Below are 18,663 nucleotides of genomic sequence, written 5' to 3'. Positions count from 1 at the left end.
TCAATTTTTTGAAATTGTAGGGTTATGGGATTTAAAGCGGTATTACAACAACTTAACAAAGATAAAAAAGAGTATGCCAAAGGCGTAGGTACACCATTAATGGTACTTGCTGCGCTGGGTATGGTCATTTTACCTCTTCCTCCGTTCCTGCTTGATATATTATTTTCTTTTAATATTGCCCTTGCTTTGGTGGTGTTACTGGTAACTGTATACACCATGAAACCACTTGAATTTGGTATGTTTCCTGCTGTGTTACTAATCGCCACTATTATGCGTTTGGCACTTAACGTTGCCAGCACCCGAGTAGTATTACTTGAGGGCCACAATGGTGGTGACTCTGCCGGTAAAGTAATTGAAGCCTTTGGCTCTGTGGTTATTGGTGGTAACTATGCGGTAGGTTTAGTGGTGTTTTTAATCTTGATTATCATAAACTTTGTGGTAATTACTAAAGGTGCTGGGCGTATTTCTGAAGTGTCGGCGCGCTTTACCCTTGACGCTATGCCGGGTAAACAAATGGCAATTGATGCCGACATGAATGCGGGCTTTATTAGCGCCGAGCAAGCCCGAGAGCGCCGCGAAGAAGTTACCCGCGAAGCCGACTTTTATGGTTCTATGGATGGTGCCAGTAAATTTGTTAAAGGCGATGCTATTGCCGGTATTGTTATATTAATTATTAATATTGTTGGTGGCTTATTTGTTGGCATGATCCAACACGATTTAAGCTTTGGCAATGCCATGGAAATTTATACCTTGCTCACTATAGGTGATGGCTTAGTTGCACAACTTCCCTCATTATTACTCTCTATTGGTACTGCTATTGTTGTAACGCGTCAAAATGAGTCGCACAACATGGGCGATCAATTTAAGAAACAACTCGGTAACGAAAAGTCGTTATTTATTGCTTCAGGCATTTTAATTATTATGGGTTTAGTACCTGGTATGCCACACGTAGCGTTTTTAAGCTTGGGCGCACTATTAGGTTATTTAGCTTACTACACTCAACAAAATAAATTAAAAGCGGCAGCAGCACTTGCTGAGGAAACCGCTAATGGCAGCGCAGTAGGTACAGGCATTGCCAATAAGCAAGAACAAAAAGAGTTAGGCTGGGACGATGTGCAGCAAGTTGATGTAATTGGTTTAGAGGTAGGTTACCGACTTATTCCATTGGTTGATCAATCCCAAGGTGGTGAATTGCTAAACCGTATTAAAGGCGTGCGTAAAAAGCTCTCTCAAGAATTAGGCTTTTTAGTGCCCCCGGTACATATACGCGACAACTTAGAGCTAGACCCAAATGCATACCGAATTACCTTAATGGGCGTATCAAGTGGCGAAGGCGAACTAAAACACGGCGATGAATTGGCAATTAATCCGGGGCAAGTATTTGGTCCTATAAAAGGGATTGAAACTAAAGATCCGGCTTTTGGTTTAGATGCGGTGTGGATCAAGCCTGATCAAAAAGATGAAGCGCAATCGCTTGGTTATACCGTGGTTGATTCGGCGACTGTGGTTGCCACTCATATTAGCCAATTACTCACCAATAATGCGGCGTTATTATTAGGCCACGAAGAAGTACAAAACCTATTAGATATGCTAGCAAAAAGTCACCCAAGGTTAGTAGAAGGCTTGGTGCCTGATGTATTGCCATTAACTACCATAGTTAAAGTTTTACAAAATTTATTAAACGAAGGTGTAGCTATTCGTGATATGCGTTCAATAGTGCAAACCCTTGTAGAGTATGGCTCACGTAGCCAAGACCCAGATGTTTTAACCGCTGCGGTACGTATTTCACTGCGTCGATTAATAGTTCAAGATGCAGTGGGTATGTCTTCAGAAATCCCTGTCATAACCTTGGCGCCTGAGTTGGAACAGATGTTGCATCAGTCATTACAAAATGCAGGCGACGAAGGTGCCGGAATAGAGCCAGGACTTGCAGAGCGACTTCAAGTGTCATTAAACGAAGCGCATCAAAATCAAGAAATGGCCGGTGAACCTTCAATACTGTTAACGTCAGGAATGTTACGCACTGTGTTATCTCGTTTTGTAAAGTACACCATTCCAGGATTGCGAGTGATGTCTTATCAAGAGATACCAGACGAAAGGCAGATCAAGATTGTTAGCTCAGTAGGCCAACAATAAGATTTTAAAGGGGTTGAACCATGAAGATTAAACGTTTTTTTGCTAAAGATATGCGCACAGCACTTAAAGAAGTTAAAGATGAGCTAGGTGTTGATGCGGTTATTATGTCTAATAAAAAACTCGCAAACGGCGTAGAAATTGTCGCAGCGGTTGATTATGACAAAGCAGCCCCTAAAGCCGCCGCGCCACAACAAAGTGCGCCGCTGCAGCAGCGTACGGCACATTCTGCCCACTCGCAAAGCATGCATAACTTTGTAAAACCAGAGCCACAGCGTGCTAGACCTGAGCCACAAGCAAAGGTAGCCGACAGCTTACAAGCATTATTAGAGCGCCAGTCGCCGCGTCCACGTTCAGCAGAATTGGCCTCAATGTTTTCGCAATCAGGTATAGACACCTCAGAGCATTATCAAGAGCCGGTCGCTAAACAACGCCCTACAAATATGTTTGCGCGTGAAGAAGCTGCGCAAGCACGCCCACAAACGCAAGCTGACAGCTTAGGTTTTGATGACCTAGACCGTGATTTTGATGAATTAGACACGCCAGTTGCGCAAACACACACGACTAAAAATACCGAAAGTGAAGCAATGAGCACAATGCGTGAAGAAATGAACGCAATTCGCCAGTTATTAGAGCACCAAGTGTCGGGTTTAATGCAGCAAGATATGGCGCGCCGTGACCCAACGCGCGCATGCATGATTGACCGCTTAGTAGGCATGGGAATCGATAAAGAAGTTGCTGAGCAAATGGCTTGTTTTGTACCTGAAGATGTTCCGCGTCAGCAGGGCTGGAAAGCGCTGTTAACTATGGTTGAAGATCAGATGCAAACCACGAATAACGAAATTTTGCGCCAAGGTGGTGTTTACGCATTAGTTGGCCCAACCGGTGTGGGTAAAACCACTACAGTGGCTAAGCTCGCGGCATTAGGTGCACAAAAATATGGTGCTGATAAAGTAGCGCTAATTACTACCGATACTTACAGAATTGGTGCTTACGAGCAGCTTGCAACATATGGCCGTATTATTGGCTGTGGGGTTAAACAAGTTAAAGATGCGAACGAACTGGCTGAAGTGTTATATCATTTACGTAACAAGCGCTTAGTACTTATAGATACCGCAGGTATGAGCCAACGTGATTTACGTTTAACTGAGCAGTTAAATACATTAATGCGTAATCAGCGTGTGGATATTCGTAATTACTTAGTATTAAGTGCCACTGCGCAAATAAATGTGTTACAAGAAACCGTAAGACACTTTAAAAAAGTACAGTTAAGCGGTTGTATTTTCACTAAACTCGACGAATCATTAAGTTTAGGCGAGATAATTAGTATTGCGATTCAAAATCGCCTGCCAATAGGGTATCTTACTAATGGTCAACGAGTACCTGAAGATATTCGAGTTGCAAATGCAGAAAAACTAGTGAAAAAAGCTGAGCAATTATATTTAAAGAGAACAAAAGTACAACATTCACGACACCAATCAGTGGCGTCGAGCACAGTAGAGATGTATGATTAACACAGTATTAGATCAAGCAAGCGGCCTGCGTAAAATGAGCAAAAATAATAATAACGGCGTTAAGGTTATCGCCGTCACTGGCGGTAAAGGTGGCGTTGGAAAAACAAATGTATCGTTAAATACTGCGATCGCTTTAGGTCAGCAAGGCAATAGAGTGTTAGTGCTTGATGCCGATTTGGGTTTAGCCAATTGTGATGTAATGCTTGGACTACGTGTTGAGCGTAATTTATCGCATGTGTTATCTGGCGAATGTGAGCTTGATGAAATACTAGTAGAAGGCCCCGCTGGGATAAAAATAGTACCAGCGACTTCGGGTTCACAAAGTATGGTTGAGTTGTCGCCTGCAGAACATGCTGGGCTTATTCGTGCTTTTAGCGAACTCAATACTGATTTTGATATATTAGTTGTTGATACCGCTGCCGGTATATCGGATATGGTGCTGAGTTTTTCTCGCGCTGCACAAGATGTTTTGGTTGTGGTATGTGACGAGCCTACTTCAATAACCGATGCCTATGCACTGATCAAAGTATTAAGCCGCGAACATGGCGTGTATAAATTTAAAATTGTTGCCAACATGGTGCGTTCATTACGCGAAGGGCAAGAGTTATTTGCAAAGCTATCAAAGGTTACAGACCGATTTTTAGATATATCAATGGAGCTGGTTGCAACCGTTCCTTATGATGAAAATATGCGCAAAGCAACACGTCGTCAAAAAGTAATTGTTGAACTGTTTCCTAGTTCTCCTGCTGCACTTGCCTTTAAAACATTAGCAACAAGAATAACAAAGTGGCCAATACCGAACCAGCCTTCGGGTCATTTAGAATTTTTCATTGAGAAACTCGTTAACGGCTAACTATGACTACATTGGTGAATAGAGCTATGGGATATGAATCAACACAAAATTTAAATATGATTGTTGAAAAGCATGCTTCATTAGTAAAAAAAGTAGCATGTCATTTAATTGCTCGTTTACCCCCTAGTGTACAACTCGATGATTTAATTCAATCAGGAATGATAGGATTAATAGAGGCGTCAAAAAACTTTGATGCCACTAAAGGCGCTAGTTTTGAAACCTTTGCGGGTATTCGTATTCGGGGCGCTATGCTTGATGAAATGCGCCGTGGAGACTGGGCTCCTCGCTCAGTACATCGTAAAAGCCGCCAAGTTATAGAAGCTATTTCAGCATTAGAAAGCAGCCTGAATCGTGAACCTACAGACAGTGAAGTTGCCCAAAAGCTTGAAATTACACTAGAGCAATATCATCATATTTTAACCGATGTTAATTCCAGTAAAATCTTAGGAATAGAAGATTTAGGTATTGATGAGGATGTTATAACACCTGTTGGGCACGATTTAGCACTAGACAAACCCTTTAATAATGTTAAAAATGAAAGGTTTAATGAATCTTTATTAAGTGCAATTAACTCCCTACCAGAGCGAGATGCAATGGTGCTTTCGTTGTACTATAACGATGAAATGAATTTAAAAGAAATTGGACAGATACTCGATGTAAGTGAGTCGCGTGTAAGTCAGATACATGGTCAGGCGATGATTAAGCTAAAAGCAAAAATCAATGACTGGATAAATTAGAAGTAAGTAAATACAGGTTTAGGCCTCACTGGAGGATGTTTTGGATAAAAACATAAAAATTCTTGTTGTTGATGACTTTTCAACGATGAGACGTATTATTAAAAACCTATTGCGTGATTTAGGGTTTACCAATGTTTTAGAAGCAGATGATGGCTCAACTGCTTTACCTATGTTGCAAAATCAATCATTTGACTTTGTAGTAACAGATTGGAATATGCCGGGCATGCAAGGTATTGACTTGTTAAGAGCAATACGCGCAGATGACAAATTAAAGCATCTTCCGGTTTTAATGGTTACTGCAGAAGCTAAAAAAGAGCAAATTATTGCAGCAGCCCAAGCAGGTGTTAATGGTTATATTGTTAAGCCATTTACTGCGGGTACATTAAAAACTAAATTAGAAAAAGTGTTCGAACGCTTAGGTTAATAAGGGGAGAGGCTTATGTCAGCACCTGCTGCGCCTCAGATTACTTTAGAGCAAGCACGTCAGCTGGTCACTTTTTTAGAAAACGGTGAGCAACATAAAGCTGATCAGTTAATTTTAGAAACTGCTTCTCAAGAACAATCATATTTGTTTGCAGAAGTAGGTAAATTAACGCGCCAGTTGCACGAGTCTTTAAAGGGTTTTGAGCTTGACACCCGCATAACAGATTTAACCACTGATGCCATTCCGGATGCTAAAAAGCGACTTAATTATGTCATAGAAATGACAGAAAATGCCGCCAACAAAACCATGGATGCGGTTGAAGCGAGCCTGCCTTTAGCCCAGCAATTAGCTGATGATATTTCGCATATCAAGCCAACCTGGGATCGGTTAATGAGCCGCGATCTTGAACTTGGTGAATTTAAAACATTGTGTCATAGCATTGATAAATTTATGAACAGCTCGCATCTTAAAACCGATGAGTTGCAAGTATTAATGACTAATGTGTTAATGGCTCAAGATTATCAGGATTTAACCGGGCAAGTAATTCGCCGTGTTATTGAGCTGGTACGCGAAGTTGAAGAAAGTTTAATTCATCTGTTAACTGCGTTTGCAGCACAAGATGAAAACGATAACCAAGAGCAACAAAAAACAGAAAACTCGATTGCCGCACAAGCATTAGCAGGCCCAGAAGGCCCTATTATTGATAAAGAATCGCGTGATGATGTTGTATCTGATCAAGACGAAGTTGATGATCTTTTATCAAGTTTGGGCTTCTAATAGGAGAGTAACTGCATGAGCTTTGAAGTCGATGAAGATATATTACAAGATTTTTTAGTTGAAGCTGGAGAAATCCTTGAGCTTTTATCTGAACAATTAGTTGAACTGGAAAATAACCCAGAAGATACTGAATTATTGAACGCTATTTTTAGAGGCTTTCACACTGTTAAAGGTGGCGCGGGCTTTTTAGCGATGTCAGAGCTGGTAGATGCCTGTCATGGCGCAGAAAACGTGTTTGACTTACTGCGTCAAAAAGTGCGAACAGTTAACTCTGAGTTAATGGATGTTATACTTCAAGCACTTGATACTATTAACGAAATGTTTGCTACGATTAAAAATCGTGAGCAACCAGAGCCTGCCGATCCTCAGTTACTCGAAATATTACATAAATTAGGTTTACCCCCCACAGAAGAAGAGCTTGGTGGTGACACTATTGCGCCAGTAATAACGCAAGATGCTAATTTAGATGATGACCCTTTTGCATTTGATGAGTTGTTTGATGCACCCAGTGCAGCAACAAACGCTACAGCAAACGATGCGCACATTGATGAAATTAGCGAAGATGAATTCGAAAACTTACTTGATGAACTTCATGGCAAAGGTAAAGGCCCTGCAATAAAAGAGTCATTAAGTAATAGCAGCGACTTAAGTGGCGATATTACCGACGATGAATTTGATAGCTTATTAGATGAGCTTCATGGAGTAGGAAGTTTTGGTGCGGTAAATAAAACCCCAAAACCTCAAGCAGCTCAAAGTCCGGCTGCTAGCACTAACGATGATGAAATAAGTGACGATGAGTTTGAAGCTTTACTAGATGAGCTACATGGCAAGGGAGCGGCGCCAAAATCTAAAGAAAGCGCGGCAACACCTGCACCTGTAAATAAAGTTACGGCTCCTAAAGCAGCTGTAGTTAAAGCCTCACCAGTAGCAGTTGATAAAGTTAAGCAGCCACAAGCGGCTGTTGTAGCAGCAAGTGCTAATACCAATACCGCTGCGCCAGTTGCTAAAAAAGCGCCGCCTGCACAAGCTGAAACGACAGTAAGGGTTGATACTAAACGCCTTGATCAAATTATGAATATGGTGGGCGAGCTTGTATTAGTACGTAATCGTTTAGTGAGTTTAGCCACCAGTTCAGAAAGTGAATCTATGAGTAAAGCAATATCTAACTTAGATGTTGTTACAGCTGATTTGCAAGGCGCGGTAATGAAAACGCGAATGCAGCCAATCAAAAAAGTATTTGGCCGTTTTCCGCGTGTTGTTCGCGACTTAGCACGTACCTTAAATAAAGATATTAATTTATTGCTGGTTGGCGAAGAAACCGATTTAGATAAAAACCTAGTTGAGGCACTGGCCGATCCATTAGTGCATTTAGTACGTAACTCGGTTGATCATGGTATAGAAATGCCAGATGATCGTGAAGCTGCGGGTAAACCGAGAACAGGTACAGTTACGCTTTCTGCTTCGCAGCAGGGGGATCATATTTTGCTTACCATTAAAGATGATGGCGCAGGTATGGATGCTGAAAAACTAAAACAAATAGCAATTAAAAAAGGTGTGCTTGATCAAGAGCAAGCAAGCCGTTTGTCTAACACCGAAGCTTACAATCTGATATTTGCGCCAGGGTTTTCTACCAAAGAAGCAATATCTGATATTTCTGGTCGTGGTGTTGGCATGGATGTGGTTAAAACTAAAATCACCCAGTTAAATGGCTCGGTTAGCATAGAGTCAGAACTAGGTGTGGGCACTATACTTGAAATTAAAGTACCGTTAACTTTGGCTATTTTACCTACCTTAATGGTGGTAGTGAGTGAGCAAACATTTGCACTACCATTGGCAGGAGTAAGTGAAATATTTAACTTAGACCTTACTAAAACGAATGTGGTTGATGGTCAGTTAACTATTATTGTTCGTAAAAAAGCAGTGCCTTTATTTTATTTAGAGCATTGGCTAGTGAAAGGTGCCGATCGTACAAGCCGTAAAGCGCAAGGGCATGTGGTTATTGTGCAAATAGGTACACAACAAGTTGGCTTTGTGGTTGATTCGTTAATTGGTCAAGAAGAAGTGGTTATTAAGCCGTTAGACGCTTTATTACAAGGTACGCCTGGAATGGCAGGTGCCACTATTACTTCGGATGGTGGTATTGCACTTATATTAGATGTACCGAGTATGTTAAAACACTACGCAGGTAAATAATAAAGTAGACGTATACTTTATACGTCTACATAATAAAAATAAGAGAGCAAAATGGCCGTTAAAGTTTTAGTTGTTGATGATTCGAGCTTTTTTCGCCGTCGAGTGAGTGAGATTCTTGAATTAGATAGCGAGATTGAAGTAATTGGCTTTGCCGTAAATGGCCGAGATGCTGTAGAAAAAGCAGCTAGTTTACGTCCTGATATGATCACTATGGATGTAGAAATGCCGGTGTTGGATGGTATAAGTGCTGTAAAAGAAATTATGGCCAGTAACCCGACGCCAATTTTAATGTTTTCTTCGTTAACTCGCTCCGGTGCAACTGCAACTTTAGATGCACTTGATGCTGGTGCTATGGATTTTTTACCGAAAAAATTTGAAGACATTGCTCGCAATAACGAAGATGCCATTAAGCTGCTGCAAAGCAAAGTAAAAGAAATTGGCCGCCAACGTATTAGACGTGTTGCTAGCCCTAGACCCTCCAGTATAAACAAACCTTTATTTACACCTACTTCAGCGCCAAGCGCATTAGCAGCAAGGTTTGCACAAACAAATAAAACAGCAACAACAGTATTACAACCAGAGCGAAGCTTTAATAATTCGCCAGTAACTAGTCGCAGTGCAATAGTAACAAAGCGCGCGAGTGGCAAGCACTATCAACTAGTTGCAATTGGCACATCAACCGGTGGACCTGTTGCGCTGCAAACTATATTAACTCAGCTTCCTGCTAACTTTCCGCACCCTATATTATTAATTCAGCATATGCCTGCTGCGTTTACTCCGGCTTTTGCGGCACGCTTAAATAGTTTGTGTAAAATTCAGGTAAAAGAAGCGCAGCAAGGAGATCGACTGCAAGCAGGTGTGGCTTACTTAGCACCGGGTGGCCAGCAAATGATGATTGATGGTCGTGGGGCAAGTAGAACACTACGAGTTTTTGAAGATAACAGCGAGCGCATTAGTTACAAACCAAGCGTTGATGTAACCTTCGCCAGTGCCGCTAAAGCGTATCAAGGTGATGTATTAGCTATAGTATTAACTGGTATGGGCGCAGATGGGCGTGAAGGCGCTCGTATGCTTAAACAATCAGGGGCAACCATTTGGGCACAAGATGAAAAAAGTTGTGTTGTTTATGGTATGCCACAAGCAATTGCTAATGCTGGTTTAGCGAGCGAAAGTTTGCCATTAGATGAAGTAGCAATACGTTTAAAGACAGAGGTGGGCTGTGGATAAGCTTTCCGTACTAGGTTTACTTATTGGCTTAGGCGCCATTGCAATAGGTTACTCGTTAGAGGGCGGTGTGGTATCGGCATTATTTAACGGACCTGCGTTGATCATTGTACTGGGCGGCACATTGGGTGCTGTAATGTTACAAACATCAGCCAGTACTTTTAAAAAGATGCTAGAAATTACGCACTGGGTTTTTGTATCGCCTAAATACAATATTGAAGATGCCATAGAGCAAGTAAAAGGATGGTCACATAAAGCACGTCAAGAAGGTTATTTAGCCCTTGAAAACGAAGCGCTTACCCACCCAGATGCCTATGCTGCAAAAGGGCTTGGATTATTAGTTGATGGTTGCTCAGATCAAAAACTGCGCGATACGTTAGAAATAGATTTACTGTTAGAGCGCGAACGTCTGCTAGAGGCAAGTCGTGTTTATGAAGCTATGGGCGGTTATAGTCCTACCATAGGTATTTTAGGGGCCGTGCTTGGTCTTATTCAGGCAATGTCGTTTATTACAGATCCGCAAAAGCTTGGAGCCGGTGTTGCCACTGCCTTTATAGCAACTATTTATGGCGTGGGTTTAGCTAATTTATTATTTTTACCTATGGCTAATAAGTTAAAGCAACGGGTTGAGCAAAAAATGCTTTATCACGAAATGCTTGCCGAGGGCGTAATTGCAATAAGCCAAGGCGAAAGCCCAGTAAGTATTGAATTAAAGCTTGAAGCCTATCGGGTTGACCGCCCAAATGTCGTGGTTGAGTAGCAGCTATTATGTTACGTCGTCGCTTGCGCAACACCACTACTAAAAGTCAACACACAGAACGTTGGCTGGTGTCTTATGCTGATTATATGACGATTATGTTTGCCTTTTTTGTGGTTTTGTACGCAATAGCAATTAACAAAGAAGAGAAATTTCAAGTGCTGTCCGATTCGATTGGTTATGTATTTGATAAGTCAGCCCGTCAACATTCGCAGCAAGGAACTGGGGTTAATGGCGACGCAATATTGACAGACAGAGTAACCCCAGAGCAAGAAGTGCTCTACGGCGAAAGTATTTTAAAAGAAGAACACGGGCCAAAGCTGCTGGACGGACAAAGCGATACCAGTAATATTGATCAAAAACACCTTGGCAAACCACTCGATAGTTTGTTGGCTAAGCTGCAATCGTCATTAATAGATGAAATACGCGATGGTGAAGCAAGTTTAGAACTCAGCCAAGATTGGCTGATCATTGAGCTTAGTTCTGGCATGCTATTTTCAAGTGGCAGTAGTGTAGCGCAAGTTCGAGCTAAGCAAGTTGTTAAAATAATTAAAGATATTATTGCTCCGGTAGATAACTATATTAGAGTACGCGGCTATACTGACAACCAAAGCATAGGTAATGAAATGTACCGCTCGAATTGGGAGTTGTCGGTGGCGCGTGCAACAGCCGTTTTAGTTGAGCTTGAAAGCCTAGGTATAAATTCAGCGCGAATGGCGATTGAAGGATATGGTCAATATTCTCCTTTTGCCACTAACGATACTAAGCAAGGGCGTGCTGAAAATCGCAAAGTAGTTATTGCCCTATCTAAATATGGGTTGCCACCAACAGCAGAAGTAGTAAGCGTTGAGCCGCAACAAGTAGTCGTTAAACCTGAGCCTGAAGCAGAATTACCCTCTGACGATAATACAATAAAAATAATTCGTTTACCCCATGGCGGTATTCGTATATCGACTCGAAATGAACTGTAATTAGGATGCAATGTGAAGATTTGGACTGTAGCAAATCAAAAAGGTGGAGTAGGGAAAACCACAACCGCGGTTAGCCTTGCAGGTATTTTAGCATCTCAAGGTAAGCGCGTATTATTGATTGATACCGATCCTCATGCCTCATTAACCTATTACTTTGGCATTGATTCCGAGGATTTAGAGGTTAGCGTATACGATATTTTTGTACGCGGAACTAGCATGCAAAGCGAAGAAATACTCCAAGCATTATGTCCATCTAGTATTGAAAACTTAGATATATTACCCGCCACTATGGCTATTGCTACTCTAGATAGAAGTATGGGCAATAAAACCGGCATGGGATTAATATTAAAAAAAGCGCTTGCAAAAATAAGCGAATATTACGACTATGCAATCCTCGATTGCCCCCCAGTACTTGGCGTATTAATGGTTAATGCGCTAGCTGCGAGTGAACGCATTTTAGTGCCGGTACAAACCGAGTTTTTAGCGCTAAAGGGGCTCGACAGAATGATGCGTACTATGCAGTTAATGCAAACATCTCAAGCTAAAAGCTATGAATATACTATAATTGCCACCATGTACGATAAGCGCACGAAAGCCTCGTTAGAGGCATATAAAACACTGCAAAATACTTATACTGATAAAGTGTGGCCGGGCGTTGTTCCGGTAGATACCAAATTTAGAGACGCCAGTTTAGCGCAACAAGTTCCAAGTGAATTTTGCCCACGGTCTCGCGGGGTGTATGCCTACAAGGCATTGCTCGATTATTTAATAGAACAAGGTTAATCAATGAGTAAGCAATTATTTGCTAATGAAAAAGTAATGACTCAATATCTAGGCGCGTTATTGTGCGAAGACGAGCCTGTAGATAATCTTGAACCCGTTGCAAAATTACTTGAGCAAGTAACGGATAAAAAAACTGAACACCCAGATTTAGAAGCGCAGAGCACACAAAGTACGCCAGTATTTGAGCAAGCTGTGCCAGAAGTTATTAAAAAGCCGATAGCGCAAGAAGTCAAAGCTCTAGTTACCTCTGCTGAGCAAACACTGTCGGCCGAGCAAATATTAGCCGCACAAAGCCAAGCTGATTATTTTGACGGGCAGTTTCAAGCCTTATTTTTTGAAGTGGCAGGATTAACGCTAGCTGTGCCGCTTAAAGCGTTAGGCGGTATACATGAATTAAGTGAAGTAAATCATTTATTTGGTAAACCAAAGTGGTTTAAAGGCGTTATGCTCAATAGAGATGAAAAACTTAATGTGGTTGATACCGCACGTTGGGTTATGCCAGAAAAGTATGACGAAAAGTTAGAGGCGTCACTTAACTACAAGTATTTAATTACACTAGGCGACAGTCAGTGGGGATTATTGGCAGAAAAGCTAATAAATAACATTACATTGAGTAAAGAAGATGTAAAATGGCGTACAAACCAAAGTAAGCGCCCATGGCTTGCCGGTGTTATTAAAGAAAAAATGTGCGCTTTAATAGATGTAAATAATTTAAATGCATTATTAGAGAAAGGCCTAGACAGCCGTCAGTAGTAATGACCATTACGGGGAAACAGCATGAACCAAGATAAGTTACTGTCAGCAAATAAAAATGCAGATAATAATGATGAAATACTACAGTGGGTAACGTTTAAGTTAGAAGACGAAACTTACGGTGTTAACGTAATGCAAGTGCAAGAAATATTACGCTACACTGAAATAGCCCCTGTACCTGGTGCACCTTCGTACGTGATTGGTATTATTAACTTACGTGGCAATGTGGTTACGGTTATTGATACTCGTGCCCGTTTTGGTTTAGCCGGTACGGATGCAACAGATAATTCGCGAATTTTAATTATTGAAGCTGAAGAGCAAGTTATTGGTATTTTAGCCGACAGCGTATCTGAAGTGGTTTATTTGCGCAGCTCAGAAATAGACAGTGCGCCTAATGTAGGCACAGAAGAAAGCGCTAAGTTTATTCAGGGTGTGTGTAATCGCGAAAACGAGTTACTTATTTTAGTTGATTTAAATAAGCTACTTAGTGACGACGAATGGGATGAGTTGAGCGATTTATAAGCTTTACCACTAAAAATTATGTTATTACTCAGTTTAGCAATTATAGCGTTAGCTGTTGCCCTTATAGCATTGGCGATGATCATTCTATTTAAAAGCAGCTATGCAAGTGAGCTTACCTCTCAGCTGCAGCAATTTAAAGACTCGGCTGAGCAAATTAATATTTTACGCAGTGAGGTACAAGAGTTGCGCACTGGGTTATTAAGTATTGGTAAGCGAGTACTTGAAGTTGAACAGCAAAATGAAGAGCTAACTCAACAACAAGCAGCGCAAAAGTATGACGATCCAGATGCAAAAATTTATTCTCGTGCTGTAAAAATGGTCGAACTTGGAGCTGATTTAGAAGAAGTAATTCGTGAATGCGAATTACCTAGAGCAGAAGCAGAACTGCTGTTTTCATTGCATAAACAAAAAGGCGCTTAGCGTCTTTTTGCTTTTTAATGCTGTTAAAGCTACGCCTTAATATTTAACTTACCTTGAAAGTCTTGCCAGCCTGGCGGAAATTGCCCTCTTAATACATACGAAAATGCAATTAGCTCAGCAATTACATAATACAACTCTTTAGGTATTTCTTCCCCAAGCTCTAAGTGTGATAACGTTTTGGCTAATGCTTCATCTTGATGGATCATAATGCCTTTTTTTTCAGCCGCTGCTATTATTTCATCAGCTAATTTACCAAAGCCCTTGGTACTTACCATTGGCGAGTTTCCGGCTGCATATAAAAGCCCAATCGCAGATTTGTTGTTGGCTGAGTCACTCATTTTTATACCTTAATATTAATAATGGCATGCGATTTATAAAAAGCTTGATGGCTTGCATCGCCTTGCTTTAAAGTAAGATCACCTACTTGCAAACCATGCTTGGCTAATTTTGATCTTAAATTATCAAGATGCGGATGAGCCATAGCGGTCACTTCTTGGCTTGATGCAAATAACTGGCAATCAAGTGCTTTATCCATTAATTCGGCAGTAATTTGTAACTGACCAAGCTGTGCATAATCAAAGTTTAATCTAACAAACCAGACATTTTTTCCTGCTAGCTTATCGCCACTGGGCTTTTTATATTGGCCTAATGTTATTTCTGTTTGCGCCGCTTCTGGCGGTAATTTCATTGGTAATAAAAAGTTTACCAAGGGGTTTGAGTCGGCTAGCTGATTAGCAGGGGTAACATTTACTTGGCCAAGGGTATTTTTAACTTGTGTTAACTCCCCCGCAAGTGCTTGCACTTGGCTTTGTTGCAGTTGCTCAAGTAATTTAGCACCAGAGTTGCCGGTTTTAAATGTGGGTAATAACACCTGCAGTAGTGCATCTAAGCCGGTTTGATTATTAATGCTAATAGGTGTAGTTGTTTGGCTAATAATAGGCGCGGCTAAAATGCTTACTGCAAGTTGCTCTAATCCCTTACTAAAACTGCTTTGCAGCGTGTCGTTTGTCAGTTGCGTTGGTTGTAATGTGGCAAGAATTTCGCGCTGTATAGCTGTTGGGTGTAAATTATTACTAGAAACCATCCGATTAAATGCCTGATTTACGAGGCGCGTTAAGTCGGCTGGTTGCTGCGATAACTGCTGTGCAATATCTGCTATTTTGCTGCTTAAAAGCGGCGTGTTATTGGGTGTATTTATTGCGCTAGCTGCACTGAGTTGGTTTAGCAGTGGAGCGAGTAATTTAGCTTCTAAAGGATGTAATTGATTTTGCGAACTTAGTTTGCCATTGCTCGTTGTTGCAAAGAGCATGCTTGTTGGCAACTGCCATAGGCTAACACTTGATTTTATTAATTGGGTTAACTGCACTAAAGGTGGCAACTGGTTAGGTTGCTGGTTTAACTGCTCGGTGACATTTAGTTTATTAATACCTGTTACCGTTTGATTTATAGCGGCAAAAGGTTTGTTTTCGAAGTACTTTACTGCATCACTTATACGCGTTTTTAGTTCACCAAAACTACTTTTTAACCAAGAATCAATAGGGCTGTTATTAGCCGCTATTAATGGACTAGTAGGGTTATTTAAATTGCTTGTTGATACGCTGCTTTGCTGCGCCGAAATTAGTTGATTAAACGGTTTTGTGAACGAGTTTTTAAGTATGACAGTGGTACTGTTTATATTAGTTTGAATTAACAGTTTGTTGGCTTGGCTGCTCAAGTTTACGTTTGTTACGGTATGCGAAAGTTGGTTAAGTTGATTATTGTTTATATTAAGCTTAAATGAACCTGCTTGTTGTGCATGCGTTAAAATTGCAAATTTAGGGGTTGCTTGTAGCTGTGCATTTGGCAAATTTTGCGCAAGTAAACTTGCTAGTTTTGCTTGAGTTATGGGTTGTGTATGCACGGATTCAGCAAAGCGATTGATAACGTCTAGCTGCGCGCCTTTATTATTAGTGCTAATTATTATTTTTAATGGTTGCTCGGCGGCCAGTAGTTGCGCTACTTCTTTATTAATTGCAATGCTGGCATTAAGCTTTTCAATTACCAGCTTGGGTGTAGGCGTTAATACGACCTGCGCCGGCATAGGATTATTTTGTAACTCGCTTCCGGTATTTATATAATTTAAAAATTGCTGTAATTGCACCGGTTGATTAAGTGTAAGCCTTGTATTGTTGGGGGTAATTGCAAGTGACTTGCCCTCGTTACTGAGCTGTATGCTCGCACTGGCTATTTTGTCTAAGTTTTTTGGCGCAGTTGTAATACCAAGCCTGAGAGTTTGCCAGTGCTTATTTATTAATACATCTAGGGTAATCGATTCTTTAGAAAACTGAATGTTTTTTGCCGCAAGCATCTCGCCAGGAAGCGAGGTTAAGTTATGCTTAGGCGCATTAGAGGTTAGGTTATTAACCAATGAATTAGATAATGTAATTTGCGTAGGTGTATTCATTATTTTAAATCAAGTTTTCTTTATTTTTAGTGAATCGATTTTAAAGCAATATTCGTATTACCCTATCATTATGATAGACTAACGCCTAATTTTTGGCAGAGAGAATCGTCATCTTGTTACACATTAAGTCCGTCACCTGCATCAAGCAAGAACGTTGTTTGTTTGCGGATCTTAATTTTAGCCTTAATAGCGGCCAAATCATGCAATTAGCAGGTGCTAATGGTGCTGGTAAAACGTCTTTATTACGTATTATAGCGGGCTTTTCTATGCCTGATGAAGGCGATATTTTGTACCTTAATCAGTCGATTAAAAAGTACTATGAAGAGTACGCCAGAGATCTATTATTTATAGGCCATAAAACCGGGGTTAATGTGCAGCTCAGTGCGCTTGAAAACGTTAAGCATTGGCTGGCAATTAATGGCTACACTAATGAAGGTGATTTATACCCTTTATTAAGTAAGCTTGGCTTAGTAGGCCTTGAAGATGTACCGGTTAGAACGCTCTCTGCTGGGCAGCAACGCCGTGTCGCGTTAGCTCGATTATGGTTAAGTGAAGCTAAGTTATGGATTTTAGATGAGCCATTTACAGCACTTGATAAAAGTGGTGTTGCCTTTTTACAGCAACGTTTTGTTGAGCATTTAAAAATTGGCGGAGCTATATTGCTAACCACGCATCAAGATTTAACGGCTCATTTTAGCAACCTACAAACACTCACTTTGGAGTATCGTCACTAATGACCCGACAACACTCCTATTGGTTACTTTTTAAAGCCGTGTTTAGTAAAGATGTTAAACTTGCTTTTCGTCAGCGCGCTGAAATTATCAATCCTATTTTGTTCTTTTTAATTGTTATTTCATTATTTCCGTTAGCTATTGGGCCAGAGCCCGGTCTACTGGCAAGAATGGCGCCGGGTATAATTTGGGTGGCTGCTTTACTCTCAACTATGTTGGGGTTAGATAAGCTGTTTAGAGATGATTATAACGATGGCTCACTTGAACAACTTATTGCATCGTCGTATCCGTTATCGTTAACTGTGTTGGCTAAAGTAGCCGCGCATTGGGTGATCACTGGGCTTCCTTTAGTATTAATGACCCCACTGTTTGCACTACTATTGAATTTAGATAACACAGCATTAATGGCTACGTTACTAACGCTATTATTAGGTACGCCTTTGTTGAGCTTTATTGGCGCAATTGGGGCTGGGCTTACTGTAGGATTACAAAAAGGCGGTATTTTAATGAGTTTATTGGTGTTGCCTTTGTATATTCCGGTTTTAATTTTTGCAACGTCAGCTATCGATACCAGTACTATGTCGCTGGATTATAGTGGGCAGCTTGCCATTCTTGGCGCTATGTTAGTTATTGCTATTATTAGTGCGCCAATCGCCATATCGTCAGCATTAAAAGTGAGTGTAAGTTAATATGTGGAAGTGGTTACATCCCTATGCTAAAGCAGAGCGTGCATATAAGTTATGCAATACGTTATTGCCTTATTTTGCCGTAGTTACGGTTATTAGTATGTTAGTTGGTTGGGTATGGGGGCTTGGTTTTGCGCCTGCCGATTACCAACAAAAAGACAGCTACCGTATCATTTTTATTCATGTGCCTTCGGCTATTCTATCTATGGGTGCTTATTCATCAATGGCAATTGCGGCCATTATTGCACTGGTTTGGCAGTTACGAAACGCTGAACTTGCAGTTATTGCAATTGCGCCTGTAGGGGCGTGCATTACTGCGGTTGCACTTATAACCGGTGCTGCATGGGGTAAACCTATGTGGGGCGCTTGGTGGGTGTGGGATGCGCGCTTAACCTCAGAGCTAATTTTATTATTTTTATATTTGGGTGTGTTGTCTTTGTACCATGCCTTTGAAGATAAAAAGGCAGCGGGTCGTGCCGCTTCTATATTGGCTATTGTAGGGGTTATTAATTTACCTATTATTCATTACTCTGTTGAGTGGTGGAATACCCTACACCAAGGAGCCTCAATAACTAAGCTAGATACCAAAGCAATTGATCCCAGTATGTTTTGGCCATTAATGGTAAACATTTTGGCGTTTGCGGCTTTTGTTGGCACTGTTACTTTAATTCGTCTTAAAAATGAAATATTACAACGTGAAAAGCATCGCCCATGGGTGCGCCAGTTGTTAACTAAGAGGTAG

19 protein-coding genes are annotated in these 18,663 nt (G+C 41.0%); 17 read left to right on the top strand and 2 right to left on the bottom strand.

Going from position 1 to position 18,663, the window contains the following annotated elements:
- Positions 1-24: 24 nt before the first annotated feature.
- Genes flhA through I6F41_RS03975 form a run of 14 tightly spaced genes read left to right on the top strand, consistent with a single transcriptional unit; the run spans position 25 to position 14,061 of the window.
- Complete coding sequence (gene flhA, locus I6F41_RS04040; RefSeq protein ID WP_197107702.1) at positions 25-2,136, top strand: flagellar biosynthesis protein FlhA; 2,112 nt, start codon at positions 25-27, stop codon at positions 2,134-2,136.
- A 20-nt stretch (positions 2,137-2,156) separates the two neighbouring features.
- Positions 2,157-3,647 (top strand): flagellar biosynthesis protein FlhF, encoded by a 1,491-nt coding sequence (gene flhF / locus I6F41_RS04035; protein WP_193038479.1) that lies wholly within the window; start codon positions 2,157-2,159, stop codon positions 3,645-3,647.
- Positions 3,640-4,500: a MinD/ParA family ATP-binding protein gene (locus tag I6F41_RS04030; RefSeq protein WP_011327501.1), complete on the top strand. Its 861-nt coding sequence runs from the start codon at positions 3,640-3,642 to the stop codon at positions 4,498-4,500. The genes flhF and I6F41_RS04030 overlap by 8 nt, the downstream gene beginning before the upstream one ends.
- Positions 4,501-4,526: 26 nt before the next feature.
- Positions 4,527-5,237: an RNA polymerase sigma factor FliA gene (locus I6F41_RS04025; protein ID WP_197107757.1), complete on the top strand. Its 711-nt coding sequence runs from the start codon at positions 4,527-4,529 to the stop codon at positions 5,235-5,237.
- Between the two features lie 40 nt (positions 5,238-5,277).
- Positions 5,278-5,661, top strand: a complete 384-nt coding sequence (gene cheY, locus I6F41_RS04020) for a chemotaxis response regulator CheY (RefSeq protein WP_011327503.1) — start codon at positions 5,278-5,280, stop codon at positions 5,659-5,661.
- 15 nt (positions 5,662-5,676) lie between these two features.
- Positions 5,677-6,438, top strand: a complete 762-nt coding sequence (locus tag I6F41_RS04015) for a protein phosphatase CheZ (protein ID WP_011327504.1) — start codon at positions 5,677-5,679, stop codon at positions 6,436-6,438.
- Between the two features lie 15 nt (positions 6,439-6,453).
- The gene (locus I6F41_RS04010; protein ID WP_182683999.1) at positions 6,454-8,631 is read left to right on the top strand and encodes a chemotaxis protein CheA; all 2,178 of its coding nucleotides are present in this window, start codon (positions 6,454-6,456) and stop codon (positions 8,629-8,631) included.
- A gap of 51 nt (positions 8,632-8,682) precedes the next feature.
- The gene (locus tag I6F41_RS04005; RefSeq protein ID WP_197107700.1) at positions 8,683-9,858 is read left to right on the top strand and encodes a protein-glutamate methylesterase/protein-glutamine glutaminase; all 1,176 of its coding nucleotides are present in this window, start codon (positions 8,683-8,685) and stop codon (positions 9,856-9,858) included.
- Positions 9,851-10,615, top strand: coding sequence for a flagellar motor protein (locus tag I6F41_RS04000; RefSeq protein WP_058372798.1), 765 nt, complete (start codon positions 9,851-9,853; stop codon positions 10,613-10,615). Before I6F41_RS04005 ends, I6F41_RS04000 begins: the two co-directional genes overlap by 8 nt.
- 8 nt (positions 10,616-10,623) lie before the next feature.
- Positions 10,624-11,583 carry a flagellar motor protein MotB gene (locus tag I6F41_RS03995; protein WP_197107698.1) on the top strand — a complete coding sequence of 320 codons (960 nt, stop codon included), beginning with the start codon at positions 10,624-10,626 and terminating at the stop codon, positions 11,581-11,583.
- Between the two features lie 12 nt (positions 11,584-11,595).
- On the top strand, positions 11,596-12,366 hold the full coding sequence (locus I6F41_RS03990; RefSeq protein ID WP_011327509.1) for a ParA family protein: 771 nt from the start codon (positions 11,596-11,598) through the stop codon (positions 12,364-12,366).
- A gap of 3 nt (positions 12,367-12,369) precedes the next feature.
- The gene (locus I6F41_RS03985) at positions 12,370-13,119 is read left to right on the top strand and encodes a chemotaxis protein CheW (RefSeq protein WP_193038482.1); all 750 of its coding nucleotides are present in this window, start codon (positions 12,370-12,372) and stop codon (positions 13,117-13,119) included.
- Positions 13,120-13,143: 24 nt separating this feature from the next.
- Entirely contained in the window at positions 13,144-13,641 is a 498-nt protein-coding gene (locus I6F41_RS03980; RefSeq protein ID WP_011327511.1) for a chemotaxis protein CheW, read from the top strand.
- Positions 13,642-13,659: 18 nt separating this feature from the next.
- A complete protein-coding gene (locus tag I6F41_RS03975; protein WP_011327512.1) occupies positions 13,660-14,061 on the top strand; it encodes a DUF2802 domain-containing protein in 402 nt (133 codons plus the stop codon).
- A 29-nt stretch (positions 14,062-14,090) separates the two neighbouring features.
- On the opposite strand, the gene I6F41_RS03970 is transcribed toward I6F41_RS03975, so the two are convergent.
- On the bottom strand, positions 14,091-14,399 hold the full coding sequence (locus I6F41_RS03970; protein WP_011327513.1) for an EscU/YscU/HrcU family type III secretion system export apparatus switch protein: 309 nt from the start codon (positions 14,397-14,399) through the stop codon (positions 14,091-14,093).
- Between the two features lie 2 nt (positions 14,400-14,401).
- Positions 14,402-16,504: a flagellar hook-length control protein FliK gene (gene fliK / locus I6F41_RS03965; protein ID WP_197107696.1), complete on the bottom strand. Its 2,103-nt coding sequence runs from the start codon at positions 16,502-16,504 to the stop codon at positions 14,402-14,404.
- A 113-nt stretch (positions 16,505-16,617) separates the two neighbouring features.
- On the opposite strand from fliK, the gene ccmA reads away from it, so the two are divergent.
- Genes ccmA through I6F41_RS03950 form a run of 3 tightly spaced genes read left to right on the top strand, consistent with a single transcriptional unit; the run spans position 16,618 to position 18,663 of the window.
- Positions 16,618-17,238 carry a cytochrome c biogenesis heme-transporting ATPase CcmA gene (ccmA, locus tag I6F41_RS03960; RefSeq protein WP_157863170.1) on the top strand — a complete coding sequence of 207 codons (621 nt, stop codon included), beginning with the start codon at positions 16,618-16,620 and terminating at the stop codon, positions 17,236-17,238.
- Positions 17,238-17,924, top strand: coding sequence for a heme exporter protein CcmB (ccmB, locus tag I6F41_RS03955; RefSeq protein ID WP_011327516.1), 687 nt, complete (start codon positions 17,238-17,240; stop codon positions 17,922-17,924). Before ccmA ends, ccmB begins: the two co-directional genes overlap by 1 nt.
- A 1-nt stretch (position 17,925) precedes the next feature.
- The gene (locus I6F41_RS03950; protein WP_197107694.1) at positions 17,926-18,663 is read left to right on the top strand and encodes a heme ABC transporter permease; all 738 of its coding nucleotides are present in this window, start codon (positions 17,926-17,928) and stop codon (positions 18,661-18,663) included.

This window comes from Pseudoalteromonas sp. SCQQ13 (genome assembly GCF_015864415.1).
GTDB classification, from domain to species: Bacteria; Pseudomonadota; Gammaproteobacteria; order Enterobacterales; family Alteromonadaceae; genus Pseudoalteromonas; species Pseudoalteromonas nigrifaciens.
The sequence above is the reverse complement of the archived record's forward strand: the minus strand, read 5'-3'. Positions and strand labels throughout refer to the sequence as shown.

What these genes read in the sequence shown, in the direction of transcription:
- flhA (WP_197107702.1), top strand. Translation starts at nt 25, where the DNA reads ATGGGATTTAAAGCGGTATTACAACAACTTAACAAAGATAAAAAAGAG.
- flhF (WP_193038479.1), top strand. Translation starts at nt 2,157, where the DNA reads ATGAAGATTAAACGTTTTTTTGCTAAAGATATGCGCACAGCACTTAAA.
- I6F41_RS04030 (WP_011327501.1), top strand. Translation starts at nt 3,640, where the DNA reads ATGATTAACACAGTATTAGATCAAGCAAGCGGCCTGCGTAAAATGAGC.
- I6F41_RS04025 (WP_197107757.1), top strand. Translation starts at nt 4,527, where the DNA reads ATGGGATATGAATCAACACAAAATTTAAATATGATTGTTGAAAAGCAT.
- I6F41_RS04015 (WP_011327504.1), top strand. Translation starts at nt 5,677, where the DNA reads ATGTCAGCACCTGCTGCGCCTCAGATTACTTTAGAGCAAGCACGTCAG.
- I6F41_RS04010 (WP_182683999.1), top strand. Translation starts at nt 6,454, where the DNA reads ATGAGCTTTGAAGTCGATGAAGATATATTACAAGATTTTTTAGTTGAA.
- I6F41_RS04005 (WP_197107700.1), top strand. Translation starts at nt 8,683, where the DNA reads ATGGCCGTTAAAGTTTTAGTTGTTGATGATTCGAGCTTTTTTCGCCGT.
- I6F41_RS03995 (WP_197107698.1), top strand. Translation starts at nt 10,624, where the DNA reads ATGTTACGTCGTCGCTTGCGCAACACCACTACTAAAAGTCAACACACA.
- I6F41_RS03985 (WP_193038482.1), top strand. Translation starts at nt 12,370, where the DNA reads ATGAGTAAGCAATTATTTGCTAATGAAAAAGTAATGACTCAATATCTA.
- I6F41_RS03980 (WP_011327511.1), top strand. Translation starts at nt 13,144, where the DNA reads ATGAACCAAGATAAGTTACTGTCAGCAAATAAAAATGCAGATAATAAT.
- I6F41_RS03975 (WP_011327512.1), top strand. Translation starts at nt 13,660, where the DNA reads ATGTTATTACTCAGTTTAGCAATTATAGCGTTAGCTGTTGCCCTTATA.
- I6F41_RS03970 (WP_011327513.1), bottom strand. Translation starts at nt 14,399, where the DNA reads ATGAGTGACTCAGCCAACAACAAATCTGCGATTGGGCTTTTATATGCA.
- fliK (WP_197107696.1), bottom strand. Translation starts at nt 16,504, where the DNA reads ATGAATACACCTACGCAAATTACATTATCTAATTCATTGGTTAATAAC.
- ccmB (WP_011327516.1), top strand. Translation starts at nt 17,238, where the DNA reads ATGACCCGACAACACTCCTATTGGTTACTTTTTAAAGCCGTGTTTAGT.
- I6F41_RS03950 (WP_197107694.1), top strand. Translation starts at nt 17,926, where the DNA reads ATGTGGAAGTGGTTACATCCCTATGCTAAAGCAGAGCGTGCATATAAG.